Source organism: Pseudomonas sp. LBUM1646, from assembly GCF_059716165.1.
The window spans coordinates 1,742,613-1,766,589 of the sequence record NZ_CP166810.1; the positions used below are offsets into that span (position 1 = coordinate 1,742,613).

17 protein-coding genes are annotated in these 23,977 nt (G+C 59.1%); 5 read left to right on the forward strand and 12 right to left on the reverse strand.

Going from position 1 to position 23,977, the window contains the following annotated elements; genetic code table 11:
• Window positions 1-287 precede the first annotated feature (287 nt).
• The 7 genes from ACA071_RS07725 to ACA071_RS07755 form a co-directional block, all read right to left on the reverse strand.
• Complete coding sequence (locus tag ACA071_RS07725) at window positions 288-3,974, reverse strand: hypothetical protein (RefSeq protein WP_497643818.1); 3,687 nt, start codon at window positions 3,972-3,974, stop codon at window positions 288-290.
• A 157-nt stretch (window positions 3,975-4,131) separates the two neighbouring features.
• A complete protein-coding gene (locus ACA071_RS07730) occupies window positions 4,132-6,450 on the reverse strand; it encodes a hypothetical protein (protein ID WP_497643819.1) in 2,319 nt (772 codons plus the stop codon).
• Window positions 6,451-6,465: 15 nt separating this feature from the next.
• Complete coding sequence (locus ACA071_RS07735; RefSeq protein ID WP_497643820.1) at window positions 6,466-8,346, reverse strand: hypothetical protein; 1,881 nt, start codon at window positions 8,344-8,346, stop codon at window positions 6,466-6,468.
• 173 nt (window positions 8,347-8,519) lie between these two features.
• Window positions 8,520-10,460: a cyclic di-GMP receptor LapD gene (gene lapD, locus ACA071_RS07740; protein ID WP_497643821.1), complete on the reverse strand. Its 1,941-nt coding sequence runs from the start codon at window positions 10,458-10,460 to the stop codon at window positions 8,520-8,522.
• Between the two features lie 22 nt (window positions 10,461-10,482).
• On the reverse strand, window positions 10,483-11,187 hold the full coding sequence (gene lapG, locus ACA071_RS07745; protein WP_497643822.1) for a cysteine protease LapG: 705 nt from the start codon (window positions 11,185-11,187) through the stop codon (window positions 10,483-10,485).
• Between the two features lie 235 nt (window positions 11,188-11,422).
• Window positions 11,423-11,818 carry a YbaN family protein gene (locus ACA071_RS07750; protein ID WP_497643823.1) on the reverse strand — a complete coding sequence of 132 codons (396 nt, stop codon included), beginning with the start codon at window positions 11,816-11,818 and terminating at the stop codon, window positions 11,423-11,425.
• Window positions 11,819-11,828: 10 nt separating this feature from the next.
• Window positions 11,829-12,416: a UPF0149 family protein gene (locus ACA071_RS07755; RefSeq protein WP_030130067.1), complete on the reverse strand. Its 588-nt coding sequence runs from the start codon at window positions 12,414-12,416 to the stop codon at window positions 11,829-11,831.
• Window positions 12,417-12,813: 397 nt separating this feature from the next.
• Between ACA071_RS07755 and recQ the strand changes: the two genes are divergently transcribed.
• The 3 genes from recQ (at window position 12,814) to ACA071_RS07770 (ending at window position 17,399) form a co-directional block, all read left to right on the forward strand.
• A complete protein-coding gene (gene recQ, locus ACA071_RS07760) occupies window positions 12,814-14,940 on the forward strand; it encodes a DNA helicase RecQ (RefSeq protein WP_497643824.1) in 2,127 nt (708 codons plus the stop codon).
• 119 nt (window positions 14,941-15,059) lie between these two features.
• On the forward strand, window positions 15,060-15,494 hold the full coding sequence (locus tag ACA071_RS07765; protein WP_150630290.1) for a MarR family transcriptional regulator: 435 nt from the start codon (window positions 15,060-15,062) through the stop codon (window positions 15,492-15,494).
• Between the two features lie 129 nt (window positions 15,495-15,623).
• Complete coding sequence (locus tag ACA071_RS07770) at window positions 15,624-17,399, forward strand: motility hub landmark protein FimV (protein ID WP_497643825.1); 1,776 nt, start codon at window positions 15,624-15,626, stop codon at window positions 17,397-17,399.
• 84 nt (window positions 17,400-17,483) lie between these two features.
• Here ACA071_RS07770 and ACA071_RS07775 read toward each other — a convergent pair whose 3' ends face one another.
• Entirely contained in the window at window positions 17,484-19,673 is a 2,190-nt protein-coding gene (locus ACA071_RS07775) for a patatin-like phospholipase family protein (RefSeq protein WP_497643826.1), read from the reverse strand.
• A 72-nt stretch (window positions 19,674-19,745) separates the two neighbouring features.
• On the opposite strand from ACA071_RS07775, the gene ACA071_RS07780 reads away from it, so the two are divergent.
• Complete coding sequence (locus tag ACA071_RS07780; protein ID WP_497643827.1) at window positions 19,746-20,033, forward strand: Rdx family protein; 288 nt, start codon at window positions 19,746-19,748, stop codon at window positions 20,031-20,033.
• Here the strand turns inward: ACA071_RS07780 and ACA071_RS07785 are convergent.
• Both ACA071_RS07785 and ACA071_RS07790 read right to left on the reverse strand, forming a co-directional pair.
• On the reverse strand, window positions 20,027-20,917 hold the full coding sequence (locus tag ACA071_RS07785) for a DMT family transporter (RefSeq protein ID WP_497643828.1): 891 nt from the start codon (window positions 20,915-20,917) through the stop codon (window positions 20,027-20,029). The two genes, ACA071_RS07780 and ACA071_RS07785, sit on opposite strands and share 7 nt — an antisense overlap.
• Before the next feature lie 213 nt (window positions 20,918-21,130).
• The gene (locus ACA071_RS07790) at window positions 21,131-21,895 is read right to left on the reverse strand and encodes a helix-turn-helix transcriptional regulator (RefSeq protein ID WP_497643829.1); all 765 of its coding nucleotides are present in this window, start codon (window positions 21,893-21,895) and stop codon (window positions 21,131-21,133) included.
• Between the two features lie 127 nt (window positions 21,896-22,022).
• Between ACA071_RS07790 and ACA071_RS07795 the strand changes: the two genes are divergently transcribed.
• On the forward strand, window positions 22,023-22,838 hold the full coding sequence (locus tag ACA071_RS07795; RefSeq protein ID WP_201201647.1) for a UDP-2,3-diacylglucosamine diphosphatase: 816 nt from the start codon (window positions 22,023-22,025) through the stop codon (window positions 22,836-22,838).
• A gap of 78 nt (window positions 22,839-22,916) precedes the next feature.
• On the opposite strand, the gene ACA071_RS07800 is transcribed toward ACA071_RS07795, so the two are convergent.
• Window positions 22,917-23,507, reverse strand: coding sequence for an HD domain-containing protein (locus ACA071_RS07800; RefSeq protein WP_497643830.1), 591 nt, complete (start codon window positions 23,505-23,507; stop codon window positions 22,917-22,919).
• Window positions 23,508-23,604: 97 nt separating this feature from the next.
• Window positions 23,605-23,916 (reverse strand): Mpo1-like protein, encoded by a 312-nt coding sequence (locus ACA071_RS07805; RefSeq protein WP_497643831.1) that lies wholly within the window; start codon window positions 23,914-23,916, stop codon window positions 23,605-23,607.
• Window positions 23,917-23,977: the final 61 nt, after the last annotated feature.

Below are 23,977 nucleotides of genomic sequence, written 5' to 3' on the forward strand. Positions count from 1 at the left end.
CTGATAACAGTGCTCTGAAGCAATGGATCTTTGGCAATGGCCGGTTTTTGCTGCGCCACTTGCAAGGCCCTCGCGCAGAAATGGCACTGGCGGTGCAGGCCTGCAACTTGAAAAAAGCCCTCCAGGTGCTGGGGGCACAAAAGCTGATGGCGCTAATGGGCTGAGAGGCCCTTTTATTATTCAGACTTCAGAAAAGCAAAGGCCCCGATAAGTCGGGGTATTTGCTTTTAGCCGGGGCAGATTGCGTTTTCACATAGCCTGAAATTGGCGGTTTTTTTATTCCGGGGTTACGCCGGCACTATCTCGATATCGTCAATCTCATAGTCATTACCGACGCCTGTTGTGGCAGAACTGAATACATCAAGCGTCGATCGTGTCGTGGTGCGCGTGAAGTAGCCTGACAGGGTGATGAAGTTGAACGACGTGATGTTGCTAGGGCCCGCTATGACGACGCCGTCGGCTCTGATCGATATTGTAGGGCTCGCAAATCTTCCGTCGTATCGAGCGATCTTGAGTGAGAAGCGATAGCGCTGTTGGGGACGCAAATTTGTTAGGGTTTTTTGGATGATCACGCCACTCGAAGTGTTGGTGTAGGTGTAGTTATTGAGTCGCCAGTTCCCGCTGGCATTGCGCAATGTGAGATCGCGGGTATTGGCTCCCGGGCCCGCTTGCCAGCCATTCCAGGTCTGGTTATTGAAGTCGGTAAAGTCCCTGGCCAGCGTTGCGTGTATGGTGAAACTTCGTACGGGTGAGTTCAGGCCACTGCCATTGGTACTCCGCACGGTAATGTTATGAGTACCGGTACTGAATGACCTTTGAGGCAAACTCCACGAGTTGTTTGATACGGGTACCCTCTGCAAGAAACTTTGTCCGTCATACAGGTCTACCTGAGTATTGCCGGGAGCGCTGCCTGCGATTGCCACCGAACCTTGGTAGGTGCTGCCGCCCGGGCTAACACTGCTGCCTATGGTGTCAATGACTGAGGTAATTGAAGGCTTAACGCCATTCTCCACTTTGAAGGTTCGCGGTGGTGTGGATACGGGCCCCTCGCCATACAGTGCCAGAACGGTGAGGCTGTAGGTTTTGACGGTCAGCGAACTGATCACTTTGTCCCAGTCGCCATTGGTCCTGGCCTTGGCGTCGCCCAGCGGATTGGCACCATCCCGTAGGCGGATTTCCTGATTGGGGCTGGCCTTGCCACTGACAGTGACCGTTTTGTCGAATGTGACGGAGCCCTCTGCGACGGTGCCTTTGGAGCCGGTCACGTTGGCAATGGTCGGCCGGACGGCGTCTTCCACTGTGAAGGTGCGTGGTGGTGTGGATACGGGCCCCTCGCCATACAGTGCCAGAGCGGTGAGGCTGTAGGTTTTGATGCTCAACTCAGTGATCGAGTGTCTCCATTCACCTTTTTCATCAGCGGTCGGGTCATCACCCAGTGGGGTGGATTTGTCGAATATCCGCACGTTCTGATTGGGGCTGGCAATACCCGACAAGGTCACGGCCTTGTCGAAGGTCACGCCATTGGGAGCGACCGCCCCCCAAGTGTCAGTGACGGTGCTGATCACCGGAACGAGGGCTTGTGCGATCGTAAAGTTACGAGGGGGACTCGACTCGGGTTCGCTGCCGTAAAGTCCCTTGACGACCAGGCTGAACGCTTTGACTGCCGGCGCCGTGTGAGTGTAGGTCCATTCGTTGTTGCTATCGACGGGACGATCTGCGAGAACAGTGAGGCCGTCTAGGATCCAGACCTTCTGATTCGGGCTGGCCTCGCCCTTCAGCGTAAAGGTCCTGTCGAAAGTGACGCCTTCCTGAGGGATTTCACCCCGGGAGTCGGTGAGCGAGAGGATGCTTGGCGTGATGGTCTCCACTGCTCTGAACACTCGGGGCGCGGACTCCGGTCCACTGCTGTACAGGCCTTTGGCGGTCAGGTTGTAGGGTTTTATTTGTAATTCATTCAACCAGTAATCCCAATCGCCGTCGGCACTGACATCGACCACCTCAAGCGGTTTGGCGCCGTCGAAGAGTTGAATCTTTCTACCCGGGTGAGCCTTGCCATCGATTTTTACGCGGTTGTCGAAGGTGACTCCGTTTGGCGCAATCGGGCCTTTGGAGTCTGTGACTGAAATAATCTCTGGTTCTATGGCCCGGCCAATCTGCAGTAGCAGCGTCTCGGAAAAGTAATATTGTTCAGGCTTGCCGCGTTGGATGCTGTAACGCACCGCGACGATTTCACTGATGTTCGGCGTGATGAACGTTGTATCGACTCGAAAATTAATGGGCTTGCCGACTGTGAGACTGGTGATGGGGACCGAGGCGCGGGTACTGCCGCTGGCAGTCGGGCCTTTCCAGTAATAGGTCAACTCATCTCCGATAGCGGTTGCCGGGTTTTCCACTCGCACAGTGGCGCTATGGGGGACCGCTACCGGATCGAGAAAGCCATCCGGCGCTTCCACCACCGTGGGCGCAGGGTACTCGCCAGGGATTGCTGCGATCCTCAGGTACCGGTGCTCCGACTCGTAGACGCCATACAGTTGTATATCGTCCCTGGCCACTCGGTAAACCCGGTAAAACAGGTCGAAGCTGCCGTTTTTCAGCGCCGTGATGTGTTCGTTTTCGATGTGCAAGGTAATGATTTTTACCGCTGCGTCGCCATCACTGACGGGATGTTGATATTCAAATACATAAGGCTGGCTATTGGATCGGCTACCCACCCCGATCAGATAGATAATGTCGCCATTGGCCATATCGGTGTACCCGATGTCCACGGTGCCAACGTTGGTGTCGGGGTCCAGCGTATCGCCCTGTGCTTCACGTACGGTCGGTGCCGGTAAATCCAGGAACTTACCGATGATATTGGCAAAGGTGCGTTTGGAGGACAGTGGCGGACTACCGTTTTTCTTGATCAGTGTGTAGGAAGCTTCCACTGAACCATTGGCAATCGCTCTAAACAGCGCATTGGGCGCGGGCACTTTCAGGATCATCGGCGGTGTGCTGGTGATCTGCGCCGGTACTATGTGAGTTAATGTCTGGCCCGTTGAGGTCAGCCCCACGCATTTCATCTCGATCGTGTCGTCCAGTTCAAACTCGCCGCCTTCAACGAGAATCTGCACAATGACATCGTCGTAGCCCAAAGTTTCGAGATCTATCACGCCGCCGGACGCTTGCTGGATGATCGGCGCTTCCAGCCGCCAGGCGCCAGCGTCGACGGCAACCGTCGTGGTTTGCGACCATTTTTCGGCGAAGTTCCAAAGTTCGTCTACGACGTCGTACTGCACCAGCAGGGCATCGCTGTCGCCGGCGGCCAGGATCGCCTCTTGATCGGCCTCTATGACGATGGGCATTGTCCCCGAGGCTTGCTCCTGGGTGACGAGATGTGGTGGCAGCAACACGCTACCCCATTTCACTTGTACGGTATCGCGCGGGGCGATGTTCGGGTAAACGGGGACGGTCATAGGCACGCCTCTCTCTGCCCACACGGTATCAATGCCGTTTCTGATGACATCCGCAGGCAATTGCGCGATCTTCAGCTCTGAATGGCCGGGTTTGTGCGGTTCCTTGTCATGGCCTGCGGGCCGGTCCAGTTTGACCCGCAGCCGCATTGACACCGACGGCTCGTCGGGAACGGTTTGACCGTTGCGGGTCAACAGGTAGTAACACTCTCCCCAGTCAGGAACGATGCTCGTAGTGGGCAGGTAAAAGAACAAAGGCTTGTTGACTTCTGTGGGCAGAACTTCTTTGGTGAAGATCTTTCGTTCTTCCCAGTAGATGTCATGTCGATCACCTGCCTGCATTCCGATGTAGGGATTGATGGCGCTCAACATACCGGCGGGATGGTCGGTGACAACGGCAATGTTGATTCCTCCATCGCCGTCGACGACGGGGTAAGTCATTCCGGCAATCTGCAAGGGGTGCAGTGCCAGCGGGGATATCTCGGTTTCTAAGCGCGGGAAGAGAAACAGGCTGTAAGCATTCATGCCGCTGGCTCCTTATCGATAGCGATGTATCGACGTCAAATGAAAACAGGTCGTTTCATTTGGCGACTTCTCGTCAGGCGCGACTACTGTCAGATCTGACAGTTGCGACGAATGGTTTATTCCAGTTTTTTTTATATCCCCGTCCATGACTGGCGGTTCAAGGGACACGCTTTATTGTTAAGTCATCGACCTCGTAATCATTGCCGAAACCACTCGCCTGATAGCTGTTGATCCTCAATTCGATCTGATTTGTTTGTGCCGTGAACTCTACCTGCAGTGTTTGCCATGTGGTGGTCAGCACGGTGGTCGGTGACAGTTCTCCTTGTGATGTACTTAATGAAAGCGAGGGTATCGTTCCCCCAAGCGCGCGACAGATGGCGGCGATTGAAAACCCATAGCGTTGTCCAATCTTTAGATTGGGAATGGATTTTGTTAGAACGATGCCTTGGGAACTATTGCTGAATGTATTGTTAAACAGGCGCCGATTGTTATCGGCCAGCCGGACCGACCAGTCTTGCGGGTCGGTCGCGGGCCCTCGTTCCCAGCCCCCGAATGTTCCATCTTCAAAATCCGTAATTTCTTCAACCAAGGAGCCGTCTACTCCAACCCGGAACACCAACGCTTCTGAATAACTGACCCGCGCAGGCGGCCCGACCCTGGCAATCTCATACCACGCCGTGATGCTGCCCTCCCGATTCGGTTCGATATGCTCGGCGACAAACCTTGCATTGAGTGCGAAGGGCACATCCTGGCCGGCGTTGTTTGATGTGATGTTGATACTGTCGCGGGTCCTTCCGGTCACCGACCCGACCCAGCTGAACGTCACCGTGTCTCTGGGTTGGGTGGCTTCGGTGGGTTTGGGCACGGTGAGTTGACTCACGCCATTGGGCAGGTTATCAGGCTCGAGCGCGCCATTTTCCTCACCGAGAACAATGGGTTTGACCAGTTCGAGCAAGGGTTCGCCAACGATCAACACGGCTGCCGGACGGGACCCGCGCCGGTCGATCCGGCCATCTTCGTCACTGAGCAGGTTGTAGGACAGCGCCAGCGTGCCGCCTTCGAGTATTTTGAGGTGTTTGCCGTCCACCGTGATGAACAAGTCTTTTTTGCCCACGATTTCTTCATCAGTCGGGAAGTACCAATCCAACTCAGGCTCGTAACTGCTCTGGTCGGACCGAGTGCCGCTCCATTTGAGCTCAATAGCCATGTCAAGTTTGATGGCGTCATCAAAGGGAATTCTGATGAGGACACTGCTCAGGTCCGGATCTATAGCGCCCTGCATTGCCTTTTCAGCGATGGGTGCCGCAAGGCGTCTCGGTTCGCCGACCATGTTGATGAAGCGGCCCTTGGAGCGCTGGATAATCGAGCCATTGCGTTCCAGTTCGTAGGAAAACACCGCCTGGGTTTTGGCCAGTGACCGGCCGCTGGCGTTTTCCAGGGACACGAAAACCACCGTGGGTGGCGGGCTCAGAATCTCGCGTCTGACTTTGAGATCCACGGGGTCACCCTCAAGAGGAGTACCCCGCAGGTTCATGATGATGAAGTCGTGCTGTGCGAACTCATCGACTGATTCGGCCCACACCTGCGCGACCATATCGTCTTCGCCCAGGGTGTCCAGGTCCAGGTCATTGCCGTTGGTTTTGGCAATGATCGGTGCGCGCAGCCGAGAGTTACCGGTATCGACCTCAATGCGCGTTTCCTTGCACCAGTCTTCGGACTGGTTTTTCACCAGGTCCCTGACCATGAAGGTCACGGCCAGGCCGTCAGGGCCGGTATCCTGCGCATCGAGAATGGTCTGTTCGTCCACGGTAATAACGATGGGATGGTCGACGGGGTCGTTGATCTGTTCCCGGGTGACAGGCGCCGAAAGCACATACTTGCCGCCCCAGCTCAGCGTGCAGACATCGTCCACGGCGATGTTCGGGTAAGGCTTTGGGTTGTCGCTGTCAGGGTGGGCCTGGATGGTGATTTTAACGCCGTCCCTGGCGGTGTCCTTGTCGACACCACCCATCACAATCTGCGGATCGATGTACTGGAACAACCCGGAATGTTGTCCTTCCACCGGGTCCAGGTCCTGGCCACCGGGCAGTTCGAGTTTGACGTAGAGCCTGACGGGCGGAATGAACGTCTCAGGCGTCTGAAGCGGCCGTGTCACTCGGTAGCTCAACAAATATGAACCTGTCTGCAAGCGTCCGGGGTTGACCCACAAAATCGTCGGTTCGCCCACTTCTGCGGGGTCGCCAATGGTGTGCTGGTCAACCGGAGTGTTGTTGAGTAGCAGCTCGACCTTGTCACCCAATCCCTTGGCGGACCAGACGAGAATCTGCACCTTCAACCCCTTGTCAGGGAAGTTGCCTTGGGCGGCCGCGAGGTTGATGCCCCACTCACCGGAAGGCAGCTGCGGTTCGGTGCGGCCAGGGATTTCCGGTTCGAGCAGGGTAGCGGGGGCAAATTGTTTTGGGGGTTGAACGAGCATGACCATGACTCCTGTTTAACGACCCACGCTGAACACCAGAAAATTGGAAAGACTGGTTTTATCCGTCGCTGCACGCCAGATCCGATAACGCACCGTCACTGTTTTGCCACGGTTCGCTTCGATGTGTTCAGCAACAAACGCGGCGTTGAGCGGGAAGTCCACATCCTTACCCTCAGTGAGAGCGGTGATCGTTTTAGGCTGCTCGGTCTCGCCGCTTTCTTCGCCAACCCAGGTAAAGGTCACGATGTCATTGCGTTTGGTAGGATTATCGGCCGGGTTAGGGGCGGTGAGCTTACTGATGCCGCCGACCAGGTCGCCAGGCTCCAGCACACCCTCCTCTTCACCCAGGACGATGGGTTTGACCAGTTCGTACTGGGGGGCGCCCACATTCAGTTGTTCGGCATACAGAGAACGGCGGCTGATAATCTCCTCGCCTTCTGCACGCAGATGGTTGTAGGACAGCACCAGCGTGCCGCCTTCAAGTGTCTTGAGGTGCTTGCCGTCAACGGGGATGAAGAAGCCTTTTTCGGCCTTTACTTCATCTTCATTCGGGAAGTACCAGTCCAGTTCCGGGTCGTAGGTGCTCAGGTTGGGGCGCAGGCCAAACCAGTTGACTGCGATGGCATGCTCCTCTTTGATGAGCTCGTTGAAGGGGATATTGACTTCGATACTGGGCAGATCCGGGTCAAGGGTGTCTTCTACTTTGCCCTTCGCAATCGGGGCCGCCAGCTGTTCAGTGTCACCGACGATATTGACGAAACGGGATGGGGACGTTTGGACAATGGAACCATTGCGTTCCACTGCGTAGAAACAGCTCGCTTGGGTTTTGGCCAATGCCCGGGCGGCGGCGTTGGGGAGACTGAGGGAAAACAGTTTTGGAGGGGTGTTAGTGATGGTTTTTCGAACCTGAGTGTTTTGCGGTTCACCTCCATAGGTGGTGCCCATGAGGTTCACGATAATAGTGTCGTTCTGCTTGAACTCATCGATTGATTCAGCCCAGACCATGACCTCCAGATCTTTACCATCCAACGTGTCCAAATGAAGGTCATACCCATCGGTGTTGCTGATGATGGGGGCAGGCAGCGGCGAGGTGCCGAGCTTGACCTTGATTTGCGCTGCCGTGCACCAGTCTGTGGAAACGTTACTCACCCGATCCACGACTCTGAACGTGACGGCCAGGCCTTCCGGGCCTGTGTCCTTTACTTCAAGGATGGTTGGCTTGCTGACGTGAATGACCAGAGGATTTTCGTCAGGTCTGTCGATCTGGTCCTGAGTCACCGGTTCTGAAAAAACGTACCGCCCGCCCCAACTCAAGGTGCATACGTCGCCCACGGCGATATTGGGGTAGGGGATTTTGGAGGTGGTTCCCGGCGTGGCCTTGATCGTGATGTCGATACCGTCATTGACGTTATCCTCGTTCACTCCATCACGCAGGATATCCGGATCAATTTCCATGTAGAGATTGGAATGGCTACCTTCCACCGGGTCCAGGTCCGGGCCTCCGGGCACATCAAGTTTTATGTAGAGCCGCAGCGGTGGCTCGAACGTCTCGGCCGCCTGATCGCGCCGCGTTATCCGATAGGAGAGCGTATGCGAACCTGTCTGGATAGCCTCCGGCGCTACCCATAATGTCGCGCGTTCACCCACTTCGACCGGTTCGTTGATGACGTGTTGGTCAACCATGGTGTTGTTCAGCAAAAGCTCGACCTTGTCGCGCAAGCCCTTTTGCGCCCAGACGGGAATCAAGACTTTCAGCCCTTTCTCGGGAAAGTTTTCCTTTGCCGCTGCGACACTGATGCCCCACTCGCCGGAAGGCATCTGTGGTTCGGTACGGTCGGGGATGATTGGTTCGCGTAAAGCTTGTGGTGCGAGGATTTTCTTTTGTTGGATAAGCATGTTCAGTACTCCTGTCGAAGGCGGGGACGATGGAGTGATTTGAATCTTTTGGCGCAAACGTGGGCAACTGTCAGATCTGACAGTTGCGACAAACGGTAGGGTTAAAGCGTGCGGCTAAACCTGTAGGAGTATGGCTTGCCCGCGGTGAACGATAACGCGGTCTATTGGCGAGATCACATCGGCTCCGGCGGCCCGATCAACCGCCCCATCACCCCAAAAAGTCCCAGCTCTCGAATCACCTCCAACTCTCCATGCGTCTCCACCCTCTCTGCAATCAACGGCAAATCAATGCTGTTGGTCGCCCGAAAAATCGCCTCGATGAATAGCCGCTTATCACTCTGCTCATCAATCCCCCGAATGTAACTCCCATCAATTTTCAAGTACGCCAAACCCAACTGCGTGAGGTTGCCGATCTGACTGAAGCTGCCCCCAAAGTGCTGCAATCCGATGCGGTAGCCGGTGCTGAGCAAGCTGTTGCTCAGGCGTTGCAATTCCTCTGGGGGCGGCAATTGCCGTTCATCGATTTCCAGGATCAGCAGCGGCGCGAGCTCCGGCAGGGAGTCGAGGGATTGCACGATCTGTTGCAATGATTGCGGATCGCGCAGGGTGGTGCCGGACAGGCTCAGCGCCAACGGCCAGCGATTGGCGGCAAGGTACTCTAGGGTGGCGTCGAGCATGGCCAGGTCGAAGCGGGCCGACCAGCCGAGACGTTCGATCCACGGCAGGAAGTGCCCGGCGGCAATCGCTTCGCCCTGCGGGTCGAGCAGGCGGGCGAGGACTTTGTGGTGCAGCACCTGGCTGGTGTCAGCGCATTGCACCACCGGTTGGAAGTACAACTGCAGCTTGCCGTGGGTCAGGGCGTCATCGATCCAGTTGCGCCAGTCGTGCTGGGACTGGTTCGGTGCGGTGTTGGCGTGATCGAGGTGAATCCATGGCCGCTCGGGATGTTGCTGCGCCTGGGTCAAGGCTTGATCGAGGCGCAGCAGCACGTCGCCGGCCGGTTCGCCCGGTTGGTAGGCGACGATGCCCAGGTGCGCCACCGGCATGCTGTCGCTGGCGCCGGTCAGTCGCAGGTTTTCCAGGGTGGCGCTGATCTCGGCGCACAGGCGCGCGGCGTCCTTGTCGTCCAGGCCTGGGGTCAGCAGGCTGAACTCGCCACCGCGATTGCGTGCCGCCAGCCAGGTACGCCGCTCCGAGAGCTGCGTCAGGCGTTTAAGCAATTCGCCGACGGCACCGATCAAGGCATCGGTACGCTGACCGCCCAAGCGCTGGTTGAGGCCCGCGAGGTCGTTGATCCGCAGCATCAACAAGTGACCGTCGCTGCTCTGTTCGCTGACCAGCAAGTGGTCGGCCAATTGTTCATCCAGCAAGCGTCGATTTGCCAACCCGGTGAGGCTGTCCTGATAGGAATCGGCCCGCAGTTTTTCACTGCGCGCCGCTTCTTCGGCGAACAGTGCCTTGAGCTTCTCGACCATCTGGTTCATCGCCAGCACCACCCGTTTCAGTTCAGGGGTACGCGGCAGTTTCGGCAGGCTGAGAAATTCCCGTTTGCTGATGGCCTCGGCCTGTTTGACCATTTTGTCCAGCGGCCGCAATTGCCGACGCAGCAACCAGCCGCCGAACATTGCGCTGAGCAGTCCGCACAGCAGCAACCAGACCAGGCTGCCGAGGGTGCTGTCCCAGAGTTTGGCCAAGGCGAACTGCGGATTGCTCAACACTTCGACACGCGCCACTTGCTCCCAGCCGCGCATGATCAGCGCGTCGCCCCCTTGCGCGTGCAGGTTCACCAGGCGGACGAACCAGTCGGGCACGCCCTCGATCCGCGCCGGGGCGTCACGTTCCACCAACACCTGTTCATCGGCGATGTTGACCACCCGGATGCTGCTGAAATAGCCGCTGTCGAAAATCGAGCTGACCATCAATTCGATCATCGCCGGGTCGTCGATCTGCGTCGTCAGCGACAACCCCAACGCGGTGGCGGCATCCTGGGCGTGGGAGCGCAGTTGGCCGAGCATCTGCTCGCGGGAGCTTTCCAGGCTGACAAAAAAACTGCCGCTGAACGCCACCAGCAGAAACAGGCAAATGGCGAGAAACAATTGTTTGCGCAGTGACATAAAACGCTCCTTGCTGTGGCGGCTAGCCGTCGCCTACGGCGAACCCTTCGGCCTGCATCTTTTTCAATACGTCTTGCCAGCGCGACAGCTTTTTCGAATCGCTGCTGCGCTTGCCGCCATTGGCGCCGGGCAAATACAGGCCTTCGGCGTTGAAGGCGTACACCGGCAGCAGGTCTTTGCGTTGCGAGGCGGGGCGGATCTCGCCGATCAGGTTGTCCAGCACCAGCGGATCGGCCGTGGGGCTGCTGTAGAAGGTCAGCACCATGTGCGCCTGGTTCTGGGTCAGGGCCTTGACGTAGGTGATGCGCAGTTTTTCGCTGGGAACCCCGAGCTGACGCAGGCTGAAATATTTCGCCAGGGCGTAGTCCTCGCAGTCGCCGGCGCCCTTGATCAACGATTCTTCTGGCGTGGCCCAGTAATCGATCTGCTGCCAGATGCGGCTGTCGTCCTGAAAACTCAGTTGCTGATTGAAGAAGCGATTGACCGCGTTCAATTGCTCGCGTTCTGGCTGGTTGCGTTCGCTGTGCAGCATCTGGTTCCAGACCTCGATCCGCCCCTGGGCCGGGCCGAGGGGGCCGTAGCGTTTTTCGGCGGTCTGCAGGATCAGCCCGAAATCCCAGTCGGCGCACACACGGCCCAACCCGGCGAGCAAAAAAATCGCCAGCAGAGAACCGCCGAACCGAAGTCGGAGCGTTGGCCATCCTGGACTACGCCGACTGCAAGACATATCTGGCTGCTCGGGTGCAGATGACTGGAGTTTAGGTGGTGTTTTTTGAAAGACAGGGTAGATCGTCGGGTGGATACGCGGACTGGTAGCAGCTGCCGAGCACCGCGAGGCAGCGTTCGGCGGCGAAGCCGTCGTCAAACCAGGCAACGCGGTGTGTCAGTAAAACTTCGCATGTAGGGTTTACGACGGCTTCGCCGCCGGACGCAGGCTTCGCCAGCTGCTACAGGGAGTGTGTTCAGGATTTGCGTAGGGTCTTCTGCTTGAGGATGTAGATGCTCACCAAAACAGCACTGGTCAACATAAACCCCCGCGCCCAAGGCAGCGGCACCAGATAGCAGGAGAACAGAATGCTCACCCACATCAGGCCGATGGCGTAGACCTTGCCCTTGAGCGGGATGCCGTTGCCGTCCAGGTAGTCGCGAATCCACGGCCCAAGCCGCGGATGCTCGACCAGCCACTGATAGAAACGCGGCGAACTGCGGGCGAAACAGGCGGCTGCCAGCAGCAGGAACGGCGTGGTGGGCAACACCGGCAGGAAAATCCCGATCACCCCCAACGCTACGCTCAGCCAGCCGATGGCCAGCAGCACGTAGCGCAACATCAGGGAGCGGTTGCCTATGGGGTTGTCCATAGGCAAAACCTTAGTGGTGACGTGGCTTGAGGATCGCCGGTTTTTCGTCGGGTGCCTGGCACAGCAGGTAGAGCGCGGTCAGGGCTTCCGGGATCTGCACGATCATGTCGTCCATGAGGTTGGCGTCCTTGGCGATGTCTTCGAACTCAGGCTGTTCGTCGAACAGACCGGAACCGACCATGATCGGCAGCAACATTTCGCTGACTTCGTCTTCGGCGGTTTCGAACCAGGCCGCTTCGCGCAGGAACACGCCCTCCATGAAACCGATGCACCAGCCGCGCAGGTCGGAATCGTCCGGCTCTTCGCCCAGGTCCAGGTCGCACGGCAGCTCGAATTCTTCATCGGAGGCCAATTGGCGAGCGATGTGAGCCTTGAGGGCCAGCAGGGTGGATTCGATCGCTTCACGCTCGGTGTCGTCGGCGTAATGCGGCTCTTCGGCGAAGAGGGCGTCGATCCATTCACGGTCGGGAACGCTTTCGGAACAGATCGACAGCGCAGTGAGGTAGCCGTGGGCGGCCACGTAGTCCAGCGCCTCGTCATGCAGCTCGTCGGCGTCGAGGAAGACTTGCAGGCGGGTTAGTTGCTCAGCGAAGGACATTAAAAGCTACCTTGGGGAATTAAACAGATGCGCGAATTCTAGGCCTTCTTGAGCCCTCAGGCCAGCCGCGCGGGATATTTGCCCTCGATGCGCACCACCTCTCACCTGTAGGAGCTGCCGAAGGCCGCGATCTTTTGATTTTGCTTTTTAAAGACAAGATCAAAAGATCGCGGCCTTCGGCAGCGCCTACAGGGGCTCAGAGTTTGTCCTTATGTGTCTTCTCAGCGGCACCCTTTGCCGGGGAGGGCTCGGGTATACTCGCGCGTTTTGTGATGCCCTGCTGGCGTCGCGGCTGAGATGTGAAGCGTCATGCAACGCGCACTTACGATTTGTCAGTGCAGCCTGCGTGGTTCTGAACCAGCCTTGCAGGGATGTTTCGGTGATTTTTGGAGTTTTTATGCTCGAACAGGCTCAACGCGTCCTCAAGGACATCTTCGGCTACGACAGTTTCCGTGGCCGCCAGGGTGCAATCATTGAGCGCGTGGCCAATGGCGGCGACGCCCTGGTGCTGATGCCCACCGGTGGTGGCAAGTCCTTGTGCTTCCAGGTCCCGGCGCTGCTGCGCGAAGGCCTGGCGGTGGTCGTTTCGCCGCTCATCGCGTTGATGGACGATCAGGTCGCGACCCTCGAAGAGCTGGGCGTCGCTGCCGCGGCGTTGAATTCGACCCTGAGCGCCGAGCAACAGCGCGACCTGGCTGCACGGATCAAGCGCGGCGAAGTGAAAATGCTCTACCTGGCGCCCGAGCGCCTGGTGCAGCCGCGGATGCTGGCCTTCCTGCAAAGCCTCGAAATCGCCCTGTTCGCCATCGACGAAGCGCACTGCGTGTCGCAATGGGGTCACGATTTCCGCCGCGAATACCTGCAACTGGGGCAGTTGGCGGAACTGTTTCCCAACGTCCCGCGCATCGCCCTGACCGCCACCGCCGACAAGCGCACCCGGGAAGAAATCGTCGATCGCCTGCATTTGCAGGATGCCGAGCGCTTTCTGTCGAGCTTCGACCGGCCGAATATTTTTTATCGCATCGTCCCCAAGGAGCAGCCGCGCAAGCAATTGCTGGCGTTCCTCGCCGAGCGGCGCAGTGATGCCGGCATCGTTTACTGCCTGTCGCGAAAGAAAGTCGACGAAGTGGCGGTGTTCCTCAGCGAACAAGGCTTCCCGGCGCTGCCGTACCACGCCGGCCTGCCCAACGAGACGAGATCCCATCACCAGAAGCGCTTCCTCAACGAGGAAGGCCTGATCATGGTCGCCACCGTGGCGTTCGGCATGGGCATCGACAAACCCAACGTGCGTTTTGTCGCTCACCTCGACTTGCCGAAATCCCTTGAGGCGTATTACCAGGAAACCGGTCGCGGCGGTCGTGACGGCTTGCCGGCGGACGCCTGGATGGCCTACGGCCTGCAAGACGTGGTGATGCTCAAGCAGATGCTGCAAAACTCCGAAGGCGACGAGCGCCACAAGCGTTTGGAGCAGCACAAGCTCGACGCCATGCTCTCGCTCTGCGAAGAAACCCGCTGCCGGCGCCAGACGCTGCTGGCCTACTTCGACGAAGACATGCCCGAGCCTTGCGGCCACTGCGATAACTGCGTCGACGGCGTGCAGACCTGGGACGCCACCGAGCCGGCCCGCCAGGCGCTCTCAGCGATTTATCGCACCGGCCAGCGCTATGGCGTCGGCCATCTGGTGGACGTGCTGCTGGGCAAGGACAACGAAAAAGTCCGCAGCTTCGGCCATCAGCATCTGTCGGTCTACGGTGTCGGCAAGGCGATGGGCGAAAGCGAATGGCGCTCCCTTTTCCGACAGCTTGTTGCCCGGGGTCTGGCGGACATCGACCTTGAAGGCTACGGCGGCCTGCGCCTGAGCGACACCTGCCGGCCGCTGCTCAAGGGCGAAGTGACCCTGGAACTGCGCCGCGACCTCAAGCCGCAAACCACCGCCAAAAGCAGCAAGAGCCAGGCGAGCCAACTGGTCCGTGGCGAAGAGCGCGAACAGTGGGAAGCCCTGCGTGCCCTGCGCCGCAAACTCGCCGAAGAGCATGGCGTGCCGCCTTACGTCATCTTCCCCGACTCGACTTTGCTGGAAATGCTCCGCAGCCAGCCGACCTCGCTGGCGGAAATGGCCACGGTCAGCGGCGTCGGCGCGCGCAAGCTGGAACGTTACGGAGAAGCCTTCCTCGAAGTGCTCGGCGGTCAGGTCGAGGCGCCGAAAGTCGTGGCCGACGTGCGCCACGAACTGATGACTCTGGCCCGGGCCGGCATGACGCCGCTGCAGATTGCCGGTCAGCTGCAATGCTCGGAAAAGAACGTCTACACCATGCTCGCCGAAGCGATCGGCAAGCAGCAATTGTCGCTGGAGCAGGCGCTGGACCTGCCGGAAGAGTTGATGGGCGAAATCCAGGACGCGTTCCTCGACGGCGAAGGCGAGTTGCCACCGGTAGCGGAAATCGCTGCGTTGTTCGCCGGTCGGGTGCCGGAAGGGGTTTTGTACTGTGTGCGGGCGGCGCTGCAATCCGAATTCGAGATTTAACTGACCCTGCGCATAGATGTAACGATTCAGTACAGAGCAAGCCTTGCCTATAGCCAAAGGTCATGCTTAGCTGACTAATAATTAGTTTTTCTCTATTTCAGTCTAATCATGAGTTTTTTATGCCGTTAACCGATCAACACCGTTTTGGCATGCAATTGGCCCAGATGTCTCGCGGCTGGCGTGCCGAACTGGACCGCCGTCTGGCTGGCCTGGGCTTGTCTCAGGCGCGCTGGCTGGTGCTGCTGCACCTGGCGCGTTTCGATGACGCCCCGACCCAGCGCGAATTGGCGCAAAGCGTCGGCGTTGAAGGGCCGACCCTGGCTCGGCTGCTCGACAGCCTGGAAAGCCAAGGCCTGGTGCAGCGCCAAGCGGTGCTGGAAGACCGCCGGGCGAAAAAAATCGTCCTGTGCGCCCCGGCCCGGCCGTTGATCGAACAAATCGAAACCATCGCCACGCAACTTCGCCACGAGCTGTTCGACGGCGTCGATGAGGCGGATTTGAAGGTCTGCATGCGTGTGCACGGTCACATCCTGGCCAACCTCGAAAAGTCTTGAGGTAAAACCACGCGCCGGATTTTTGAGATACCCCGTTGGGCAGACTATAAAGAACTACTAGGCAATATCGTGTTCGTACCGGATGTGCGAACGCGTACAGGTTGGTTCTGCTTAATCTAAGGGATGCTCATGCTCGAGAGTTGGCACGTGGTTTTGCGGTATTGCACCCAGCTGCTTGTGGTTGGTGGTGCGGTCACTTACTCGGCATTGGCACCGGCCCTGGGGTTGGGTGACATCACCCTGCATTCGGCGCTGAACCAGCCGTTCAGCGCCGATATCGCGCTGGTGGATGCCGGCGGTCTGGCGGAAGGCGATCTGTCGGTCAGCCTGGCCACGGCCGACGAGTTCGGCCGTGCAGGCGTCGAGCGAGTGTTCTTCCTCAATAACCTGAAATTCGCACCGATCCTGCGGGGTAACCGCACGCTGATCCGGGTGACCTCCAGCAAACCGGTCAATGAACCCTTTCTGAATTTCCTGGTGCAGCTCAATCAGCCCAACGGGCGTTTGCTGCGCGAGTACACGGTGCTGATCGATCCACCGGGTTCACCGGGGATTGTTCCCGCGACTGACGAACCGACGGCCAGAGCTCCGGCATCCGGATTCCCAAGTGTCGAACCAAGCGTCGCGCCGGCGCCAGTCCCCAAGGCCAAGCCTTCGGCGAAAGAACTGGCGCTAGCCCAGATCACAGCCCAACCGACCGCTGCGCCAGCAAACGATGCCGTAGCCGAACAATTGGCCGCCAGCGTGCTGCAAAACCAGCAACTGCAAAAAACCATTGATGAGTTGAATGCCAGGCTCAAGACCCAGGACGGGCAAATCGCGGACGAGAGAAAGCAGGTCAGTGACTTGCAGACCCGGTTGTCCGAGGTCGCGCAGACGCCTGCCGCTGCGCCAGTCGTCGTGGCGCCTGCACCTGTCGTGGTTGAAGAGCCCGAGGCAAACCACTGGCTGTTGATTGCCGGATTGCTGGCGTTGGTGCTGCTCGTGTTGCTGGGGCTGTTGGTTCGCCGCCAGCGGCAGCAGGCGTTGACCGAGCCGTTATCGATAGCGCCCGATGAGCCAGTACGTGAGGTGCTGCCACCGTCGGTCAGCCTTGTGAAAGCCCCCGTTCACCGCGAAGAAACACCCGCCGGCGACGTGCTGGAAGGCGTTGGCATCTACCTGGCTTACGGTCGGTTTTCCGAAGCGGCCGGTCTGTTGCGTGAGGTGTTGGCCAAGGAACCGCAGCGCACCGACCTGGCAGTGCAACTGTTGGAGGTGCTGGGTAAGCAGGCCGACGTGGCGGCGTATGACGCGCAGGAAAGCAGCCTGCGCGATGCCGGGTTCGACCCGCAGCAGTTGGCGGACATCCGTGCTCGCTACCCGAAACTGGCAAATGCCGCACCGGTCGTGGCCATCGCACCAATCGCGGCCATTGTGCCTATCGCAGCAGCAGAGCCCGAAGCGGCACCTCGCGATGAGTTCCAGCTGAATCTGGACGACCTGTCGATGGATTCCAATTGGGATCTGGTCAGCCCTTTCGAAGACTCACCGGCGGCTAAACCCGCGAGTCAGCCGTTGCCGGACGAACCTGCGTTCACTTCAAATCTGCACGTCATGCCTGATGTGTTCGAAATGCCCGACGAACCGACGCTGGGCGAGCCTGAGTTGGAATGGGATGCCATACCCGATTCAGAACCGCAGGACGATAGCTTCCTCGACGCGTTCAACGAGCCTGGCCTGCCGCTGGAGCTTGAACCCGTTACGGAGCCTGAGCCGGGCAGCGTCGGCAAATTGGAACAAGCCCAGACCTGCATCGACGACGGCGATCTGGACAGCGCCATCGAGCTGCTCAACGAACTGCTCAAGGAAGGCGACGAGCCCCTGAAGCAGACCGCTCGCAATCTGTTGGCCGGAATTCGTTGAAGATCAAAAGATCGCAGCCTTCGGCAGCTCCTACAGGTGTACACAAACCCCTGTAGGAGCTGCCGAAGGCTGCGATCTTTTGCTTTAGAACGTCTGCCCCAGATTCAAATAAACCGCCTGCTCATCCGCGTCATTGAGGCCATAGCTGAAGTTCAGCGGCCCCAGTGGTGTGTCGAAACCGATAAACACACTGGCGGCGTTGATGTAGCCGCTGTCGAACTCATTGTCGTTGTTCCATGCCCGACCGCGTTCCAGCGAGCCGCCGATGTACAGTGGGAAGTCCAACGGCAGGTACGAGCGCGGTGTCAGGCGTCGGTAGTAAACCCCGCGCATCAGGCTGACGTTCTGCCCGGAGATCGCGTCCTCACGAAAGCCCGACAACTGCCGCGCACCGCCGAGCAGGAAGCTTGAAGTCACCACATTGGCCTCGTCCAGGGTACGGCCATAGCGCCCGCCGAGAATGAGGGTGTCCGGGCCGCTGCTCATGGCCTTGTCCAGTTTGAATTCCCATTGCCGGTAACGTTGATCCGAGCCCAGCCCCGGTTCGAATTGCCGGAACGCGAGGCTGATGTCCTTGCCTTCGTGAGGGAAGTAGACGTTGTCGAAGGAGTCGAACGAATACTTCAGCTCATAGAAGCCCTCGTTGAAGCTTTCACTCGGCAAATCCTGATCGCCGATGCGCACGTCCGCCTTGCCCCAGGCCTCGCCGACGCCGAAGCGGATCTCGCCGCTGTTGCCGATCTGTCGGCCGACGTTCAGGCCGAAGCCATAACGTTCGACGCGGTACTGGGCGATCGGGTCGTTATCCAGGATCGACTCGACGTTCTGCGCTTCAAACGCCGCATACGGCGCGATGAAGTAGCGCGAACCGACGTCCAGTGGTTGATAGAACTCGCTGTAGAGTTCCTGTTTATCGCCCAATTGCGCCCGGGTAAGCCATTCGGCGCCGAGGCGATTGATGCCGTTGACCCGGTAACTGGCGCCGAGGTTGAAGGCGCTATCGCCACGCATGTCGTCCGACAGGTTCAAGCCGACCCGCAGGTAATCGGTACCACTGCGTTTGCCTCGGGCGCTGATCACCAGGGTGTGATCCTCGCCCTTGTGCACCACGCGGTATTGCACTTGCTCAAAGTAGTCGAGGCCGTACAGCGTGCCCATGTCGGTTTGCAGACGGCCCATGTCCAGCGGCTCGCCGACGTGTTGACGGATGTAGTAGCGGATCACGTCGTCGCCGACTTTCGAGTCGTTCTCCACTTTGATCGCGGTAATGATCGGCGTGCGCTGGCTCGGTGCCCGGGCGGCGGTCAGTTCGGCGTCCAGCGGTTGCGCCGGTTTGAGTTGGGCCAGGCGTGGTTCGAGGAGTTTGGTCGCGCGGTAACCGGCGTCGATCATGTCCTGGGCGCGGCCGAAATCAGTCACGCCGAAACTGGCGAGTGGCGGCTGGATCAGTACGTCGTTCTTGTGCAGGGCGGCCAGCTGTTCTTCGGAGTTGCGTCGGGTCATCAGGGTGATCGATTGGTTCAGCACATCGACTACGGTGGTCAGTTGTTTGCGGTTGCGCAGCGGGGTGCCGATGTCGACCACGATGGCGATGTCGACGCCCATCTCCCGCGCCACATCCAGCGGAATGTTGTCGGTCATGCCGCCGTCCACCAACAGTCGACCGCCCAGTTCGACCGGGGCGAACACCGCCGGGATCGACATGCTGGCGCGGATCACCTGGGGCAGGTGGCCTTTGCGGAACACGACTTTTTCGCCGGTGGAAATGTCGGTGGCGACCGCGCGGAACGGGATCGGCAGTTTGTCGAAATCGCGGGTGTCACTGGCGTGGGCCAGCAGGCTTTCCAGTAGCAGCGCGAGGTTCTGGCCTTGAATTACCCCCAGCGGCAGGCCGAGGCTGCCGTCATCGCGGAAACTCAGTTTCTGTTTCACCAGGAAGTCCCGGTCATCCTGCTTGCGCCGGAACGGCACGTCTTCGCGCGGCGGAGCGTCGGACAAGGCTTGTTGCCAGTCGATGTTCAGCGCCAGTTTTTCCAGCTCATCGATCTTGTAGCCCGACGCGTAGAGCCCGCCGACCACCGCGCCCATGCTGGTGCCGGCAATGGCATCGATCTTGATGCCCTGTTCTTCCAGGGCCTTGAGCACACCAATGTGCGCGAGGCCACGGGCTGCGCCGCCGGACAACACCAGGCCGATTTTCGGTCGGGGCGCCTCGGCGGCTTGGACGATCAAAGGGAAGAGGGAGAACAGCAGGCAAAAGAATAAACGGCGCATCGTGAATCTCGGGGCAAGCGACAAAGGCGGCTATTATAGCGGCGCCTCTCTAGCTCAGGAGTTTCAACGATCATGACCGTACAAAAAGCGGAAATCGTCATCACCTACTGCACGCAATGCCAGTGGCTGTTGCGCGCTGCCTGGCTGGCCCAGGAACTGCTCAGCACCTTTGGCGATGACTTGGGTAAAGTGTCCCTGGCGCCGGGCACGGGCGGGGTCTTTCATATTTTTTGCAACGACGTGCAGATCTGGGAACGTAAGGCCGACGGCGGTTTTCCCGAGGCCAAGGTGCTGAAGCAGCGGGTCCGGGATCAAATCGATCCGGACCGCGACCTCGGGCACAACGACCGCACTCAGTGAGAGGCTGCTTCAGCCGCCACGGTTTTCTTGCTGCTGCCGGATAAGCGGCTGGATACCACGATTGCGACGATGATCAACGCGCCGCCGAGCAACATGCGCAGGGTCGGATTTTCATTGAACAGCAGCCAAGCCATGGTGATGCCGTAGACCGGTTCCAAGGCAAACACCACCGCGGCAGTCCGCGCCTTGATCACCGCCAGGCTGGCGACGAACAGGCTGTGGGCGACGCCGGTGCAGAACACCCCGAGCAGGCCGATCCACAACCAGTCGAGCGCGCGCACCTCGCTCAACTGCGGTGCCGCTACGGGCAGCAGGCACAACGCGACCACCACGTTCTGGCACAGCGCAGCCTGCACCGCCGGGATACGTCCGGAACTGGCGCGGTTGGTCAGGGACAGCAGGGCGAACAGCAAGCCGGAGCCCACCGCCCACAGCAGGCCGGTGGTGGCGCCGCTGGCCAGGTCGAAATCCGGGGTGACCAACACCAGGCCGACGCTGACCAGCACCACCAGCAGGATTTCATTGACGCGGATTTTCTCACGGAAAATCAGCCCTTCGAGGATCACGGTAAATGCCGGGAAACTGGCAAAGCCCAAGGTCGCAATCGCCACCCCCGCGACTTTGACCGCGATGAAAAAACTCACCCAGTGTCCGGCCAGCAGCAAGCCGCTGAGCAGCAGCCGGCGCCAATCGACGGCTTCGAGTTTTTGCCAGCGAGTGTTGCTGGCGAATCGCGCAAAGAAGGCCAGCGCCAACACGGCGAATGCGGCACGGCCGAAAACGATGACTGCGGGGGAGGCGGCCGCGAGTTTGCCGAACACGCCGGTCAGGCCAAACATCAATGCGCCGATATGCAGGGCGCCCAGGGCGGTACGGGGAGTCATTGCAGTCCTTGTTAAACGTATTAGGGCGACGACACCGCCGTCCTGTAGCAGCTGGCGAAGCCTGCGTTCGGCTGCGAAGCAGTCGTGAATTCAGACAATGCGGTGAATCAGAAAGACCGCGCACTCAGGTTTAACGACTGCTTCGCAGCCGAACGCAGGCTTCGCCAGCTGCTACATTTAATCGCGCAATGGCCAGGTAAGTCTGTCGGCAGACTATCGTCTTTTGTCGCCAGCCTCGCGCCGCAATGTCCCCGGCGAAGCGCCAAACTCGCGCAACACCGCCGCCGCAAACGCACTCTGGGAACTGTAGCCGACGCGGCTGGCAATCTCGCCAATGGGCAATGGCGTATCCCGCAACAAACCCACCGCCATGTGCAGCCGTCGACTGCGAATGTAGTCCATCGGCGTCTGCCCGCATTCCGCCACGAATCGTGCGTGCAACCGCGCACCCGATAAACCGGCAATGCGCGCCAGATCCGCCACTTGCAGCGGATAGGCCGCGTGTTGATCGATGTGCTCATTCATCGCCGCGTACGGCAGGCGCCGCCCACCGATGACCTGCGGTTTGACACTGTTCAGGCTGGCCAGCAACAACACCGCACCTTGCTGGGCAATCAGCGGATCGCTCACCGGGCTGCCTGCCAGCCAACTGACCAATTGGCTTTGCCCGGCATCCAGCGGCAGCCGCCCGGCGTTGTCGAGCAAGCGGCGGCTGGCGTCGGCATGTTCCCCCAGCGATTGCGAAACCCACTGATCGCTGGGCACATCCAGCACCAGACAACGACTGCCATTGGCGCTGCCACAGGCGTGGTGCATGCCGGACGGGACCACCACGAAACTTTGCTGGATCACTTGACTGCCGTGCCCGCCGACCTCGAAATCCAACGCACCCGAGAGCCCGAACACCAATTGCGCGTGGTCGTGGCTATGGATGATCAGGTCTTCGGTGTACTGGCGCAGCGTGAGGATCGGTCTCATCGCAGGTCTCCTGGCAAGATGCGGCCAGTCTACACCGGCCGGGCGCTGTCACAGGATTGACTCGTCACTGTCATGGGCAATTAACCCGACCGGCGCAAGCTTGTAAAAACATCGCAGAGGGTTGCCCATGACCAGCGCCGAGCTCGCCAAACCCAGCCGTAAACAACGTGTGCGCACCCTATGGATTTCCGATGTGCATTTGGGCACACGGGATTGCCAGGCCGAGCACCTGTCGCAGTTTCTCAAGGGCTACCACGCCGACAAGATCTACCTGGTGGGCGACATCATCGACGGCTGGAAACTGCGCGGCGGCATGTATTGGCCCCAGGCCCACACCAACGTGATCCGTCGCCTGCTGACCATGAGCAAGCGTGGCACTGAGGTCATCTATGTCACCGGCAACCACGACGAATTCCTGCGTCGTTATTCGAAGCTGATCCTGGGCAATATTCAGTTAGTGGACGAAGCGGTGCACGTGACCGCCGATGGCCGTCACCTGTTGGTGATCCACGGCGACCAGTTCGACGTGATCACCCGTTATCACCGCTGGCTGGCCTTCCTCGGTGACTCGGCCTACGAATTCACCCTGACCCTAAACCGCTGGCTCAATCACTGGCGCGCGCGTTATGGCTACGGTTATTGGTCGTTGTCGGCGTACCTCAAGCATAAGGTGAAAACTGCGGTCAGCTTTATCAGCGACTTCGAAGAAGCCATCGCCCATGAATGCGTCAAACGCGAGTTGCATGGTGTGGTGTGCGGGCACATTCACCATGCCGAGATTCGCAAGGTCGGCGGGGTGGACTACCTCAACTGCGGGGACTGGGTGGAGTCGTGCACGGCGCTGATCGAGCATTGGGACGGCTCGATCGAGTTGTATCGGCTGGCGGATGCTCAGGCGCGGGAGGCGGAGTTGAAAGCGGTCAAGGTCGCCGAGCCGGCGTAAAAGCAAAATCAAAAGATCGCAGCCTTCGGCAGCTCCTACGCGTTTGTGGGCGCTGCCGAAGGCTGCGATCTTTTGATCTTAGGCCGGCGCGTATTCTTCCATCGCGGCCTTGTAGATCGAGTTCTTCGGCTGGGCAAACAACCGTTCCATCATCGGCTCGAAGAAGCTCAACGGCAGATTCTCATACCCCGGATCAAACGCCGCCGCATCGTATTTGGCACAGAACTCAATGGTCGCCTGGTACTGCGGATGCCCGCTGAATTGCTCGCGCAGGTGCCGATCCATCCCCAGGTGATGGAAGAAGTAGTAGCCCTGGAAAATCCCGTGTTTTTCCACCATCCACAAATTCTCGGCACTGACGAACGGCTTGAGGATCGCCGCCGCGATGTCCGGGTGGTTGTAGGAACCGAGGGTGTCGCCGATGTCATGGAGCAGGGCGCAGACCACGTATTCTTCGTCGCGGCCATCGCGAAAGGCGCGGGTGGCGGTTTGCAGCGAGTGGGTCAGGCGATCCACCGGAAAGCCGCCAAAGTCACCCTCGAGCAACTTCAGGTGCGCCACAATCCGTGTCGGCAATTGCCTGGCATAGGCACTGAAGTCGGCGGCGATGATCGCCCAGTCCTCTTGCGTGCCGTCCTGCATGTGGGTGAAGCGGGCATTGGCGTTCATCGGCAATCTTCTTGTTTTGGCAAAGTGATGGATTGAGTGTAGAACTTGGATCCACTGCCGCAGTGGCTGCACAGGACGCATTGTTGGCCCGCGGAGCCTAGAACGGCACGCGGCCCAGAATCATGTCGCGGTACATGACGAAATCGCCGAGCAGGCTGTAGAGCGGATGCTGGAAGGTGGCAGGACGATTCTTCTCGAAGAAGAAATGCCCGACCCAGGCGAAGCTGTAACCGGCCAGCGGCAGGGCGATCAGCAGCAGCCAGGCGCCTTTGCCGATGGTCAGCGCCAGGATGAAAATAACCAGGGAGGTGCCGATGAAGTGCAAGCGTCGGCAGGTGCTGTTGCTGTGTTCGCTGAGGTAATACGGGTAAAACTCAGCGAAGCTATTGAAGCGCTTGATGTTTTCCACGACTGCGATCTCTGTGGTTATTGTTCTGGCAACAAGTTGTTCTGCGGGTAGCTTATTTGAG